The 12,039-nt window shown below is 73.9% G+C and carries 13 protein-coding genes; 5 read left to right on the forward strand and 8 right to left on the reverse strand.

Going from position 1 to position 12,039, the window contains the following annotated elements:
* Window positions 1–5: 5 nt before the first annotated feature.
* From ACFPBZ_RS10900 to ACFPBZ_RS10910, 3 genes are all read right to left on the reverse strand, one after another.
* The gene (locus ACFPBZ_RS10900; protein ID WP_378036065.1) at window positions 6–1,373 is read right to left on the reverse strand and encodes a glycosyltransferase family protein; all 1,368 of its coding nucleotides are present in this window, start codon (window positions 1,371–1,373) and stop codon (window positions 6–8) included.
* A 110-nt stretch (window positions 1,374–1,483) separates the two neighbouring features.
* Window positions 1,484–2,194: a class I SAM-dependent methyltransferase gene (locus tag ACFPBZ_RS10905; RefSeq protein WP_378036066.1), complete on the reverse strand. Its 711-nt coding sequence runs from the start codon at window positions 2,192–2,194 to the stop codon at window positions 1,484–1,486.
* A complete protein-coding gene (locus tag ACFPBZ_RS10910; protein WP_378036067.1) occupies window positions 2,191–3,498 on the reverse strand; it encodes a lipopolysaccharide biosynthesis protein in 1,308 nt (435 codons plus the stop codon). Before ACFPBZ_RS10910 ends, ACFPBZ_RS10905 begins: the two co-directional genes overlap by 4 nt.
* Before the next feature lie 85 nt (window positions 3,499–3,583).
* Here ACFPBZ_RS10910 and ACFPBZ_RS10915 point away from each other — a divergent pair, with 85 nt between their 5' ends.
* On the forward strand, window positions 3,584–3,742 hold the full coding sequence (locus tag ACFPBZ_RS10915; protein WP_378036068.1) for a hypothetical protein: 159 nt from the start codon (window positions 3,584–3,586) through the stop codon (window positions 3,740–3,742).
* Here the strand turns inward: ACFPBZ_RS10915 and ACFPBZ_RS10920 are convergent.
* The 3 genes from ACFPBZ_RS10920 to ACFPBZ_RS10930 form a co-directional block, all read right to left on the reverse strand.
* Window positions 3,739–4,155 (reverse strand): Asp23/Gls24 family envelope stress response protein, encoded by a 417-nt coding sequence (locus ACFPBZ_RS10920; protein ID WP_378036069.1) that lies wholly within the window; start codon window positions 4,153–4,155, stop codon window positions 3,739–3,741. The two genes, ACFPBZ_RS10915 and ACFPBZ_RS10920, sit on opposite strands and share 4 nt — an antisense overlap.
* Window positions 4,156–4,180: 25 nt before the next feature.
* A complete protein-coding gene (nhaA, locus tag ACFPBZ_RS10925) occupies window positions 4,181–5,449 on the reverse strand; it encodes a Na+/H+ antiporter NhaA (protein WP_378036070.1) in 1,269 nt (422 codons plus the stop codon).
* Between the two features lie 68 nt (window positions 5,450–5,517).
* Window positions 5,518–7,002, reverse strand: coding sequence for an alpha/beta hydrolase (locus ACFPBZ_RS10930; protein ID WP_378036071.1), 1,485 nt, complete (start codon window positions 7,000–7,002; stop codon window positions 5,518–5,520).
* Between the two features lie 153 nt (window positions 7,003–7,155).
* On the opposite strand from ACFPBZ_RS10930, the gene ACFPBZ_RS10935 reads away from it, so the two are divergent.
* The 4 genes from ACFPBZ_RS10935 to ACFPBZ_RS10950 all read left to right on the forward strand — a co-directional run bounded on the left by ACFPBZ_RS10935 (window position 7,156) and on the right by ACFPBZ_RS10950 (window position 11,149).
* Window positions 7,156–7,440 carry a PASTA domain-containing protein gene (locus ACFPBZ_RS10935; RefSeq protein ID WP_378036072.1) on the forward strand — a complete coding sequence of 95 codons (285 nt, stop codon included), beginning with the start codon at window positions 7,156–7,158 and terminating at the stop codon, window positions 7,438–7,440.
* Between the two features lie 24 nt (window positions 7,441–7,464).
* On the forward strand, window positions 7,465–8,424 hold the full coding sequence (locus ACFPBZ_RS10940; protein WP_378036073.1) for a TIGR03557 family F420-dependent LLM class oxidoreductase: 960 nt from the start codon (window positions 7,465–7,467) through the stop codon (window positions 8,422–8,424).
* A gap of 230 nt (window positions 8,425–8,654) precedes the next feature.
* Window positions 8,655–10,298, forward strand: coding sequence for a peptide chain release factor 3 (locus tag ACFPBZ_RS10945; protein WP_378036074.1), 1,644 nt, complete (start codon window positions 8,655–8,657; stop codon window positions 10,296–10,298).
* Window positions 10,295–11,149, forward strand: a complete 855-nt coding sequence (locus tag ACFPBZ_RS10950) for a polysaccharide lyase (protein ID WP_378036075.1) — start codon at window positions 10,295–10,297, stop codon at window positions 11,147–11,149. Before ACFPBZ_RS10945 ends, ACFPBZ_RS10950 begins: the two co-directional genes overlap by 4 nt.
* 28 nt (window positions 11,150–11,177) lie before the next feature.
* Here the strand turns inward: ACFPBZ_RS10950 and ACFPBZ_RS10955 are convergent, their stop codons facing one another.
* Together ACFPBZ_RS10955 and ACFPBZ_RS10960 are read right to left on the reverse strand one after the other, a co-directional pair.
* Complete coding sequence (locus tag ACFPBZ_RS10955; protein ID WP_378036076.1) at window positions 11,178–11,570, reverse strand: hypothetical protein; 393 nt, start codon at window positions 11,568–11,570, stop codon at window positions 11,178–11,180.
* A 32-nt stretch (window positions 11,571–11,602) separates the two neighbouring features.
* Window positions 11,603–11,992, reverse strand: coding sequence for a hypothetical protein (locus ACFPBZ_RS10960; protein ID WP_378036077.1), 390 nt, complete (start codon window positions 11,990–11,992; stop codon window positions 11,603–11,605).
* Window positions 11,993–12,039 lie beyond the last annotated feature (47 nt).

Consider the following 12,039-nt stretch of genomic DNA (forward strand, 5'->3'; position numbering starts at 1 on the left):
ACCGCTCAGCGACAGGTGGGCGGGCCGTCGAGAAGACGGCAGTCGCCCGTGGTGCGGTAGTACGCGAGTAGTTCGTCGGACGTCAGGGGCGGGATGCGGCCCGTGCGGTCGGACAGCGTGATCAGCGCGGCGAGCGTGCGGGTCCCGCCCCATCCGTCACCGACCTGCTCCGGGGTCAACGTCCCTGCCCGCAGCCCCGCGTCGAGGCGGTCGAGCGTCGTCGTCTGGGTTCCGCCGCGATCGACCGGGAAGGGCCAGTCGGTCGGGATCCGGCGTTGTCCGCTCGCGAGCTCTGCCCGGGTCTGCATGCCGCCCTGCGTCACCGGCACGATGATCGTCACCGCGGCGGCGACGACGAGTATCGACGCCACCGCGACCGGGACCCAGCGGGGCAACCGACGGGACCGCGAGAACGCCCGGACCAGTTCGTCGAGCGCCGGCGCCAGGAGCAGCCCACCCACGACCGCGACCGCGACGATCCGCCGCGACCCGGGCACACCGCTCGACACCACGTAGAGCCCGACCGCGGCGAGTGCGACCGCGAACCATGGCCAGGCGGCACAGAACCGTCGGAGCAGGGCGACGACCGCCGCGACGGCCAGCACGCCCGCGACGATCTGCGAGGTCAGCATCGCCTGGGAGGAGAACCAGTAGTAGCTGCCGCCGTCGTCGACGAGCAGGTGGCCGACCTCGACCAGCCGGACCTGCCAGTCCCCGAGGTCCGCACCGGCGCGGCCGCCGCCGGTCACGACGATCCCGCCGTTGTCCCACCACAGGAGCGGACTCAGCACGAGGGCGGCGCCCACCGCGCCCCCGAGCAGTACCAGGGACGCGTCCCACACCGAGCGGATCCGCCACAGGCACACCAGCACCACGACCGCGGCCCAGGCGAGACCCGCCGTGTAGTTCGACACCGCGATCGCCGCGAGGACCAGTCCTGCCGGCCAGAGCCGTCGGGGAGACGTCGCCACGAACAGGGCGGCCACCCCCCACAGCGCCTCGAGACCGTTCTCGGTGCCGACCCAGGCCACCGTGGTCGTTCCCGGGAGCACGGACGCCACCACTGCTCCGACCAACGCGGTGGCGGGCGAGCACAGGAGGCGGCGTCGAGCCACCAGATAGAGAAGGACGGGCAGGAGTGCCATCGCGATCGCCTTGACCGGGCGCGCGTAGAAGAGGTCGTAGTGCGGGGTGATGTGCCCCGCCACCAGGTAGAACAACTGCGACCCGGCGTTCGTCGACCAGATCGAGGGCTGCCAGTGCAGGGAGAGCGCCAGCGTGTCGCGCTGGGTTATCGACATCTCCTCACCCGCGAGCACGCCCTGGGCGGTGGCGCCGGCGGCGAACCACAGGTTCCACGTCGCAGCGGCCACGAAGAGCACGATCAGTGCGGCGACATCGACCGCCACCACGCCCCGGCCCTGCCCGCGAGCCGATGGGACACGGAACGCCTTCGTGGGGGCCTCGCTCGCGCCCCGACCCGTCAGGAGCACCGCAGGACGAACATCGACGACTCCCCGGCTCCCGGGCGCAGCACCATGCGCCCGGACAGGAACTGGGCGAGGGCGGGCACCGCGTAGCGCGCCGCGTCCACGAGCTTCGGCAGACGCGAGTAGGGGACGTTCCAGAGCCCGTCGGTGCCCTCGCGCTCGACCGTGAACCCGTGGTCGAGCAGGACCGCGCGCCACTCGGCATGGGTCTTGAGGTTGATGTGGGTGGGGTCGGCGAAGCCCATCCAGTCGGCGCCGGCCAGGGCGCGGCCGCGGCCGGCCGGGTCGGGCATGACGACGAACGCCTGCCCGCCCGGGCGCAGGATGCGGCGCCAGGTGCGCAGGACGGACGAGGCGGTCTCGTCGTCGAGGTGCTCGAGGACGTGGATCGCGGTCAGGGCCCCGAAGCCGTCGTCGGGAAGGTCCTCGACGCGGGTGGTGATGGTGCAGCCGGGCGCGTTGCGGCGGGCCGCCTCGGCGCTCCAGTCGGAGAGCTCGAAGCCCGAGGCCGGGCCGAGCGCCGAGAGCCGGCGCACGAGGTGGCCGGTGCCGCAGCCGAAGTCGAGATAGGGCCCGGCGTCGGTGTAGCGGCCGACGAGACGGGTGTAGTAGCGCAGGGCGGGCCGGTCGCCGGCCTGCCCGTTGGCGTCGTAGTAGGCCTCGTCGTAGTGCTCGGCCTCGCCCTGACGGGGCTCGAAACTCATGGGGTCCTCCCGGATCGGCGTGTCAGCAGGGCCGTGCTCACCAGCGCGCCCACGAGCGACCCGACCCCGAAGGCCACCTCGCCCGCCACCACCACGCCTGGCACCAGCCAGAACGTCAGGCCCGCCACCACGAGGCCGGCCATCCAGCTCAGGGCCACGTCGACGTGCCGGTTGCGGGCGACGTGGACCTGCGTGACCACCACGAGCGCCACGTGCGCCAGCACCCCCGCGACGATCACGGCGAGCTGGACCCCGTCGATGCGGTACTCGGCCCCGAAGATCAGCGTGATGATCGGGGGCCCGATCCACCAGGCGAGGGGGACGCCGACCACGGCGAGGGCCACGAGCCCCCCGGCGCCGCGGACCAGCAACCGGACGACCTCCCGACGACGGCCCGCTCCGAGCAGGCGCGTCAGGGTCGGCACCACGGCCGACTGCAGCGGCACCACCATCGACAAGGGGGCCTTCGCGATGGTGAACGCGGCGACGAACACCCCGGCCGCGGCCTGGGCGCCCCCGTTCGCGAGGGCGACCACCACCACCGGCAATCCGTTGAGCAGCAGCTGCGCGCACACCGACCCGACGAGCAGCGGCATCGCCGAGGAGGTCAGGGTGCGGGTGGAGTGGACGGTCTCGCCGGGGACGGGGAACTGGCGCTCGGCCGCGCGCCACGCCGCCGGGATCAGCGGCAGGTGGGCGACGGCGATCGCGGCGACGAGCGCCCAGCAGTACCAGGCGGCCATGCCGGCGCCGACGACGAGCAGGACCACGGCCGAGCCGAGGCGCAGCAGGGCGTCGAGGACCATGACGGCGCCGTGGCGCACGAGCCGGTCGGTGCCGATCAGCACGCCGCGGAGCAGGAACTGCCCGGCCGAGACGACGCACAGCGCGACGAGCGCCGCGAAGGCGCCGAGGTGCCCGTCGAGGGAGCTCCAGACCAGGGGTGAGGCCGCGGCCAGCACCACCAGGGCGAGCCCGCCGAGGATGCCCGCGGTGCCGGCCCCCGCGACCAGCACGCGTCGCCGGGACTCCCGCATCGCCAGACGGCGGGCCAGCTCCTGCTCCAGCGGCAGGAACGGCCCGAAGCCGAGGACGAGCGCCAGGGCCCAGAACGCGCCGAAGGTGGCGTACTCGGACGGCGTCAGGCCGCGGGCGACGACGGCGAGGTAGACGTTGACCAGCAGGCCCGACACCACGACCCCGAGGCCGGCGGAGCTGATCAGGCGTCTCGCGCCCGGGCCCTCGCGGGGGTCCGAGCGGGCCGGATCGGTCGTGGTGCTGATGGGACGACGATAGCCGGGCACTCACCGTCGCCCGGCTTGCACCATCCGCGTGATGCTGGGGCCGCACCGGTGTGTGACCTACCGAGTGTGAAGGTACGGTGACCCTGTGAACGTGCAGAAGGTCGTCGGCGTGCTCGTGGCGGTACTCGTCGTCTTCTGGATCATCGACTCCCCGACGACGGCGGCCGGCACGGTCAACGCCATCCTCGGCAACCTCGCCTCCGCCGGGCAGTCGATCATCCTGTTCCTCCGCAACCTGGTCTAGCCGGCGGTCGGGACCTCCGGGTCGGCCGCCCCGGGCAGGACCACGTCGGTGATGACGATGTTCAGCTCGGTGATCCGCACGCCCGCGATCTGCTCGACGGCGTCGGGGACGTGCCGCCGCAGCGCCCGCGTGATCTCCCGCGCGCCGGACCCGTACTCGATCGCGACGTCGAGCCCGACGACGGCGGTGTCGCCGGTCAGGTCGACCCGCACGCCCGCCACGTTCTCCCCGCCGGTCAGGGTCTGACGGACCGAGCCGAGGGCGCGGGAGGCTGCGCCGCCGAGGTCGGTGACGCCGGGGATCTCGCGCGTCGCGAAGGCCACGACCTTCTGGACGACGGCGGGGAGCACCTCGGTGGTGCCGGTGACCTCGAGGGGGTCGGGGATGGGGGGCGGCGTCGCTGCACTGGTCATGTCCCCCTGTACCCCGTCCGGTCGGTCACGACGACGAGGGACGCGCCCGTTCGGGCGACCTGGCGCCGAGTCGCAGCACGAGGGTCGCGAGAGCGGCCGCGAGCAGGGAGGCGACGACGATGCCCACCTTCACGTGGTCGTCCGCGACGGTGCCGCCCCCGAACGCGAGCTCGCCCACCAGCAGCGACACCGTGAACCCGATCCCGGCGAGCAGGGCGAGGCCGAGGACGTCGAGCCAGCGCAGGGACTCGTCGAGCCGGGCCCGGGTGAAGCGCTGGACGAGCCACGTCGCACCCGTGACCCCCACCGCTTTCCCGACGACGAGGCCGACGACCACGCCGATCGTCACCGGGTTGGCGAACGTCCCGGCGAGGTCGGTCCCCCCGATCACCGTCACCCCGGCGGCGAAGAACGCGAAGACCGGGACGGCCACCCCCGACGAGATCGGGCGCCAGCGGTGCTCGAGGTGCTCGGCGAGGCCGGGACCCTCCCCGGGCGATCGTCGGGCCACCGGCACCGCGAAGCCGAGCAGCACCCCGGCGACGGTGGCGTGGATGCCCGACTCGTGGACCAGGGCCCACGTGACGAGCGCGAGCGGCAGCAGCAGCCACGGCGAGCGCACGCGGCGCTGGACCAGCAGCGTGAAGAGCCCGAGCGGCACGAGCGCGAGCAGGAGCGGCCCCACGGCGAGGTCGTCGGTGTAGAAGACCGCGATGATCGTGATCGCGAGGAGGTCGTCGACGACGGCGAGGGTCAGCAGGAAGGTCCGCAGGGCCGTCGGGAGTCCGCGCCCGATCACCGCGAGGACCGCGAGCGCGAAGGCGATGTCGGTGGCCGTGGGGACCGCCCAGCCCGCGAGCCCCTCGGGGTTGCCCAGGTTGACCAGCGTGTAGAGCACGGCCGGGACCGCCATCCCCCCGACGGCGGCGGCGACCGGCAGCACGGCGCGCGCCGGGTCGCGCAGGTCGCCCGCGACGAACTCCCGCTTGAGCTCCAGCCCGGCGACGAAGAAGAAGATCGCGAGCAGCCCGTCCGCGGCCCACGTCGCGAGGCTCAGGTCGAGGTGCAGGGCCGCCGGCCCGACGGTCAGCGCGCCGAGGGCGGAGTAGGTCCCCCGCCACGGCGAGTTCGCCCAGACCAGGGCGATCACGGCGCCGCCGATCAGGAGGGCGCCCCCGATGGTCTCCTGGCGCAGCAGCGCGGCGATCCGCGTCGACTCGCCGGGCGACGGGGCGACGAACAGCCGCCCGGCACGGGTCCGGCGGAGGCGGTCACGGCGGGGAGTCTCGGTCACGACGACCTCTCGGGCAGGCGGATGGGACCGCCGACCAGACTTCCCGGCACACCGGGCACGACCCTACGTCAGCAGACGGCGTTCGGGGCCGGGAGCGCGAGACTGATCAGGTAGGCGTTCACCTGGGTGTCGATGCAGGCCTTGCCCTGGCCGTAGATCGTGTGGCCGTCGCCGCGGTTGGTCAGCAGCGCCGAGCCCGGCAGGCGCCCGACGAGGCTCACGCTGTTCTGGTACGGCGTGGCCGGGTCGTTGGTGGTGCCCAGGACGAGGGTCGGGGGCAGGCCCGCGCCGCTCGGCGGGGTCAGCGGGTCCTGAGGCACCGGCCACTCCGCGCAGGTCAGGCCGGAGACGAGGACGTTGCCGCTGAAGTGCGGCGCCCGGAGCTCGGCGGCCCGGGCCTGGACGAAGACGTCCTGCGGGTTGCGCGGCCACGAGTTGTCCAGGCAGGTCACCGCGTTGTAGGTGTCGGCGTTCGAGCCCTCGAAGTACCTCGCGGCCAGGCGCCGGAAGGGGCCGCCGTCGCCGCCGTCCGCGGCCTTCAGCGCCTTCGCGAGCACGGGCCAGTTGTCCTTCGAGTACAGCGGCAGCACCACGCCGAGCTCGAGGAGCCCGGGCGAGAGCGGCGTCATCCCCGCGACGGGCAGCGGGGCGGCCTCCACCCTCGCGCGCACCCGGTCGAGCATCGCGATCGCGTCCGGGCCGGCCTCGCAGTCGGGCCGGGTGGCGCAGTCGGCGGCGAACTGGCGCAGCGAGTTCTCGAAGCTCTCGGCCTGGCTCGGGTCGAGCCCGGGGAGGGTCACGTCGACGACGCCGTCGAGCACCATCGCCCGCACCCGCTGCGGGAAGAGCTCGCCGTAGACCTGCCCGATCGAGGTCCCGTAGGAGAAGCCCAGGTAGGAGATCTGCGGCTGGCCGAGGGCGTTGCGGATCGCGTCCATGTCGCGGGCCACGTCGCGGGTGCCGAGGTGGGGCAGCAGCTGGCGGTAGGCGTCGCCGCAGGCCTGGTCGTAGCGCTCGACCGACTGCGCGGTGGCGGCCTCGTCGGCGGGGTCGCCGGGGTCGGGGTCGCCGTAGTAGGGCGTGTCGGGGCCGACCGGGCAGGCGAGGGCGCTCGAGCGGCCGACGCCGCGGGGGTCGAAGCCGATGACGTCGAACCGGTCGGCCGCGGCCGCCGGGACCTGGCCGCTCTCGACCGTCTCGATCCCCGACCCGCCGGGCCCGCCCGGGTTCACCAGCAGCGCGCCGACCTTGCCCGCCTGGTCCTTCGCGGGCTGACGCACGATGCCGATCGTGATCGTGGGGCCGGTCGGGGCCTGGTAGTCGACCGGGACCGTGATCTGGGCGCACTCGAACGAGCCGTCGCACGGGACGAACACCGCCGGCGCGCCGAGCGGGGTCGCGGGCGCCGCGGGGGCGGCCGAGCCGGTGGGCGCGGCCGACGAGGACTGCAGGGGCGGGGCCGCGGTCGACCCGCCACCGGTGCACCCGGCGAGGGCGAGTCCTCCCGCCAGCAGGGCGACCGCGAGCCGCCCGACCGTCCGTCGCTGCCCCATCGCGCCGCCCCCGCTCCGCCGATCACCACGCCACGCCCGGGCGTCCCGGTGCTGCGGGCATCCAACCGCACCGGGAGATCCCCGGCCGGGCGGCTCCCGGTCGCCGCGGGCGGCCCCCTTCTCCCCGGGCGGCCACCTGGCTACCGTCGGCGCATGGACGAACCCGAGCTGGTGCTGGTCCCGGCGCTGGTCGGGCTCCCGGCCGCCCAGGCGCACGAACTGGCGATCACGGCGCGCGTGGTCGCCGTCGACCCCGATCCCGACACCCCGCCGACGGTCAGCGGCACCGTGACCGACCAGGAGCCGAAGGCCGGGTTCCGGGTCCCGGCGGGTGACCCGGTGACGATCTGGGTGGAGCCCGACGACGACGGCGGGGGCGGCAACATGCCCCTCGTGCAGCCCGACGAGCCGCTCGACGGCGCCGGGGCGAATGCCTGACGTGCCCTTCGGGCATCCGCGCCGGTGAAGATCGGGTACAAACTCATCGCCGAGGCCTACGGGCCCGCCGAGATGGTCCGCCAGTGCGTCCAGGCCGAGCAGGCCGGTTTCGACTTCGTCGAGATCTCCGACCACTTCCACCCGTGGGTGTCCGAGCAGCAGCACTCGGGGTTCGCGTGGTCGATGCTCGCCGCGATGGCGGCGAAGACCGAGCGGATCGAGCTCGCCACCGGCGTGACGTGCCCGATGATCCGGTACCACCCCGCGGTCATCGCCCAGGCCGCGGCGACCACCCAGATCCTCGCCGAGGGCCGGTTCACCCTCGGGGTCGGCTCCGGGGAGCAGCTGAACGAGCACGTCGTCGGGCAGGGCTGGCCCGCCGTGCACGTGCGGCACCGCATGTTCCGGGAGTCGCTCGAGATCATCCGGCTGCTCTGGCAGGGCGGCTACCAGACCTACGAGGGGCAGCACCTCACGCTCGAGGACGCCCGCGTGTTCGACCTGCCCGAGCAGCTCCCGCGCATCGTCGTGGCGGCCGGCGGGACGCGGGCCGCGAAGCTCGCGGCGGAGCTCGGCGACGGGCTGTTCACCACCGAACCGAGCCCCGACCTGATCGGTGCCTACCAGGACGCGGGCGGCTCCGGCCCGGCCTACGCCGAGGTCCCGCTGGCCTACGCGAGCACCGCGGAGGAGGCGGCCGAGTCGGCGCGCGCCCTGTTCCGCTTCGGGCAGGTCGGCTGGAAGGTGCAGGCCGAGCTGCCGAACCCGGTCAACTTCGACGCCGCGACCGCGTTCGTCACGGCCGACCACATGGCCGAGGCGTTCGGGTGCGGGCCCGACATCGAACGGCACCTCGCCGTGACGAAGCCGTTCGCCGACGCGGGGTACGACCACCTCGCTCTGATCAACGCGGGGCCCGACGTCGACGGGTTCTTCGAGCACGCCGCGAACGGGCTGATCGAGCAGGCCCGGGCCCTCGGATGACGCGGTGGGCGTCCGGTCCTCTCCCCCCGGGAGGACCGGACGCCCCGGCACACCGCATCAAACCGGGCGGTCTGCCCGCAACGGGAGTCTGCCTGGTGAACCTGTCGTGAAACAGCCGTCTCCCCTGTGATCCGTTCGACGGTCCGTGACACGCGACGAGCGTCCACCCACCCGGAGCATCGCTGCCCCAGACGCCGGTCACACGGCTGCTGGCCGTAACCTGATCGCCGATGGGCACGGACATCCACCCCGACGGCACGAGCGTCCCGTCCGCGCACGCCCGACCCGACGGTCGACCCGATGTCGAGGCCCGCCGCCGCCGCACCTTCGCGGTGATCTCGCACCCCGACGCCGGCAAGTCGACCCTCACCGAGGCCCTCGCGCTGCACGCCGAGGTGATCTCCGCGGCCGGCGCGGTCCACGGCAAGGGCGGACGCAAGGGCGTGACGTCCGACTGGATGGACATGGAGCGCGAGCGCGGCATCTCCGTGACCTCCGCGGTGCTCCAGTTCTCCTACCGCGACCACGTGATCAACCTGCTCGACACCCCCGGCCACGGCGACTTCTCCGAGGACACCTACCGGGTGCTCGCCGCGGTCGACGCCGCGGTGATGCTGCTCGACGCCGCCCGCGGCCTCGAGCCCCAGACCCTCAAGCTCTTCGACGTCTGCCGCGCCCGCGGCGTGCCGGTGCTGACGTTCGTCAACAAGTGGGACCGCCCCGGCCGCGACCCGCTGGAGCTGGTCGACGAGGTCGAGCAGCGGATCGGGCTGCGGCCCATGCCGATCACCTGGCCGGTGGGCATCGCCGGCGACTTCCACGGCCTCGTCGAACGGGCCGACGGCAGCATGCGCCGGTTCACCCGCGCCGCCCACGGCGCCTCGAAGGCGGCCGAGGAGATCCTCGACCCCGACCGCGCGGCCGCCGAGGAGGGCGTCGACTGGGAGCGGGCCACCGAGGAGCTCGAGCTGCTCGGCGAGATCGGCGCCGACTTCGACCCGGAGCCCTTCCACGCCGGCACCGCGACCCCGGTCATGTTCGGCGCCGCCCTGTCGAACATCGGCGTGGCCCGGCTGCTCGACGCGCTGGTCGACCTCGCGCCGCCCCCCACGCCGCGGCCGTCGGCGACCGGGGACCGGCGCCCGATCGACTCGCCGTTCTCCGGTCTCGTCTTCAAGGTCCAGGCCTCGATGGACAAGTCGCACCGCGACCGGGTCGCGTTCGTCCGGATCTGCTCGGGACGCTTCGAGCGCGGCATGGTGCTCACCCACGACGCCACCGGCCGCCCCTTCGCGACGAAGTACGCCCAGGCCATGTTCGGGCGCGACCGGTCGACGATCGAGGAGGCGTACCCCGGCGACATCGTCGGGCTCGTCAACGCGACCGCCCTGCGCCCGGGCGACACGCTCTGGGCGGAGAAGCCGGTCACGTTCCCGACCATCCCGAGCTTCGCGCCCGAACACTTCTCCGTGGCACGAGTAGCGGACGCGTCGAAGACCAAACAGTTCCGCAAGGGCATCGAGCAGCTGGACTCCGAGGGCGTGATCCAGGTCCTGTCCTCGGACCTGCGGGGCGACCAGGCGCCGGTGCTCGCCGCCGTCGGGCCCCTGCAGTTCGAGGTGGTGTCGGCCCGGCTGTCCGACGAGTTCTCGGCGCCGATCAAGCTCGAGCGCCTCGACTACACGCTCGCGCGGCGCACCGACGCCGCCGGCGCCGAGAAGCTCAGGGGCTCGGTCGGGATCGAGGTGCTCACCCGCCGTACCGACGGGGAGCTGCTCGCGTTGTTCCCGCACAAGTGGCGGTTGCAGGCCGTCGTGCAGAACCAACCGGGGCTCACGCTCGAGCCCCTGATCGCCGAGGGGAACGTCACGTGAGGACCCACGGTCTGCTCGGCGCGGCGGTCTCGCTGCTGCTCGTGGCCGGGGTGGTCGTGGGGTGCTCCACCGGCGAGCCCGCGACGTCGTCCTCCGGCTCGGGATCCGGCAGCACGGTCGCCGGCGCGCCCCCGCCGCTGACCGGCGCCCCCGACCCCTCGACGGTGCCACCGCCGATCTGGCAGGCGGGCCTCTCGGGGGCCGACCCGCTGCGCAACTTCCGCGACACCCCGTACAACAACGACGGGGCCCCCGCGCCCGAGGTGGTCGACGCCCCCGACGTGCCCGGGGCGAAGGCCCTGCAGTTCACGGTGCCCGGCGGCGGCCGGCGCAGCGAGCTCGAGCCGCAGACCCAGTTCTACCGCGAGGGCGACGAGGCCTGGTTCGGTTTCGCGTGGAACCTCCCGGCCGACTTCCCGGTGAACGCCGAGGGCTGGCAGGTCCTCGCGCAGTGGAAGAACCTCGGCGACGGCAGCCCGCCGATCGAGGTCAAGGTCGAGGGCGGGATGTTCAAGCTCGACGGCGGGGCCGGCGGCAGCGACCCGGGCTCCGACTACTTCTCGATGCCGATCGGCCCCGCGATCACCGGCCGTCAGACCGACGTCGTCGTGCACATCCGGTTCTCCACCGACCCGGCCAAGGCCGTCGTCGACGTGTGGCAGAACGGCCAGAAGCGCATCGACGGGTTCCGGCCCCCGGGCGGCACCCGCTACGAGGGCGACGACTCGTACCTCAAGACCGGCATCTACCGCGACTCCGCGATCTCCCAGACCGCCGAGCTCCTCCTCGTCGACGCCCGGATCGCGGCGAGCTACGAGTCGGCGTCGGCGCTGGTGGGTCCCAAGAGCTAGCCCCGACGGGTCCGGGGGCGGGAGCTGCTCAGGGACGCCGCGAGCCGGGCGGCAGACCCCGGGGCGGCAGCGCGTCGTTGATGATCCGGGACAGCCCGGCCGGGTCGTCGACCTCGACGACCACGCGGTGGAACGGCACCCCGCGCAGGTAGATCGCGAGCAGCGTCGTCGCCGTCCGCACCATCCACAGCTGCCGGCGCTCCCCGACCCCGTAGGCACCGGCCCGCAGGAGTCCCGGGACGCTGATACCGGGCAGGTGGACGCGCGGGCTCGCGAGCACCGCGTCGCGGCGCTCGAGGGTGCGGGCACCGAGCACCCGGTCGATCGGCAGGAACACGCCGCCGCGGCACGCGAAGAACCGGTCGCTGCCGGTGAAGCGGAACAGGACGCCCTGCTCGGTCACCCTGGTCTGGACGCCCATCGCCGCGGCCCCCCTGCCCGGACTCCGACTGGTTACGGACGGTCGGTGCGCGCGGCGGACTTCTCGTAGGCCTGGTCGGTGGCCCGGCGGGCCTCCTCGTAGCCCTTGACGACGGCGGAGTGCCCGTCGTCGTGGGCCGCCGCGACGGCCTGCTCGGCCGCCTTCGCCGCCTCGGCGAGCGCCCGCTCGGCCTCCTCGGCCTGCTTCGACAGGTCGGCGCCCGCACCGCCGGACGCGGCGTCCGACAGGTCGGCACCGGTGCTCCCGGAGCCGACGGTCCCGGTGGTCGCGGCGCCGGTGCCGGTGGTCCCCATGCCCGGGGTCCCCGTCCCGCCGGTCTCCGCGCCGTCGGAGCGGTGCCGGGCACCCTCGTCCGTCGCGTCGGTGTCGTGCGCCCCCGGCGCTGGGGTCGATGACGTCACTGCGGGTCTCCGTCGTTCGGCGGCGGTCCGGGAAGGAAGGGTACGCA

Origin of the sequence: Actinomycetospora atypica (assembly GCF_042653685.1) — a bacterium.
In the GTDB taxonomy this organism is placed as follows: domain Bacteria; phylum Actinomycetota; class Actinomycetes; order Mycobacteriales; family Pseudonocardiaceae; genus Actinomycetospora; species Actinomycetospora atypica.